Source organism: Arcicella sp. GW458-12-2-14-TSB2 (assembly GCF_059423785.1).
In genome coordinates this window covers 1-1,297 of record NZ_JBWKYN010000356.1, presented here as the reverse complement: position 1 = coordinate 1,297, position 1,297 = coordinate 1, and the positions used below count along the sequence as shown (strand labels likewise).

General features: G+C 33.2%; 1 protein-coding gene. It reads left to right on the top strand.

Going from position 1 to position 1,297, the window contains the following annotated elements; genetic code table 11:
* Window positions 1-65: 65 nt before the first annotated feature.
* Complete coding sequence (gene rlmB / locus AC07XN_RS24420) at window positions 66-851, top strand: 23S rRNA (guanosine(2251)-2'-O)-methyltransferase RlmB (protein ID WP_309924313.1); 786 nt, start codon at window positions 66-68, stop codon at window positions 849-851.
* Window positions 852-1,297: the final 446 nt, after the last annotated feature.

Genomic DNA, 1,297 nt, shown 5'->3' with positions numbered 1-1,297 from the left:
ACTTTACAAAAAATAAGAGAAACTATCGTTCGATAAGAATTAATAATCAATTAAATACAACAACAATGGAAAACCATTCAGATGGACAAAAAAAGCCCTTCAAATATTTCAACCAAGCAAAACCTGAAAATAAAGATATAGTATTTGGTATTCAATCAGTTTTAGAAACGATTCGTTCTGGGAAGGAAATTGACAAACTATTGGTCCAAAGAGAATTAGGCAGTTTAGAAGTATTAGAGTTTGCGCGTTTGAAAGGAATTCCTGTTCAAAAAGTACCAAGTGAAAAACTAGATAGAATTACGCGTAAAAATCACCAAGGCGTTATTGCCTTTGTCTCTGCTATTAATTATGCTAAACTTGAAAATATAGTAGCAGATGTGTATGAGAAAGGTGAAGTACCCTTAATTTTAGTATTAGATAGAATTACAGATGTAAGAAACTTCGGGGCGATTGCTCGTACTGCCGAATGTACTGGGGTGCATGCTATCGTTATTCCAACAAAAGGTGCTGCTCAGATTAATGCTGATGCGATGAAAACATCATCTGGTGCATTAAACTTTTTACCTGTTTGCAGAGAAGAAAATTTATTTCACACCGTAAGGTATTTACAAAATTCTGGTATTCAAGTAGTGGCTTGTTCTGAAAAAGTATCAAAAAATATTTATGACATTGATTTTTCCGTTCCTACAGCCATCATCATGGGGTCTGAGGAAGACGGTATTTCAGATGATTTAATGCGCTCTGTAGATGAATTGGCTACGATTCCTTTAGTAGGGCGTGTGGGTTCTTTAAATGTATCCGTAGCTACAGGAGTGATTCTTTATGAAGCTATTCGTAAGCGTTTGGGATAAACTTAAGCTTCAGAAACAACATGTAAATAAGAAAGCCCTTTGTATCATCTACAAAGGGCTTTTTAAATAAAAAAAGGACATGACCAATGGCTATATCCTTTATTGTCTTACCTCTAAACCTATTTAACTATGAAAAATAACTGCACTTTAAATGTAAAAAATTAGTAGAATACTACTCAATCTCACTCACTACCTCGATTCTCTAATTATTTTTTAAAAAGAGGCGTCTCTAAAAGAAACGCCCTTTCCCGTCTTACCTCTAAACCTATTTAACTATGAAAAATAACTATTCAAATCAATAAACTAAATTTTTTCAACTCCTTATTCAACCTCACAAAAAACTTAGCTTTTTAAAAAGTGGCGCCTCTAAAAGAAACGCCCTTTCCATCTTACCTCTAAACCTATTTAACTATGAAAAATTTTTAATTATATATACTAATTGTTGC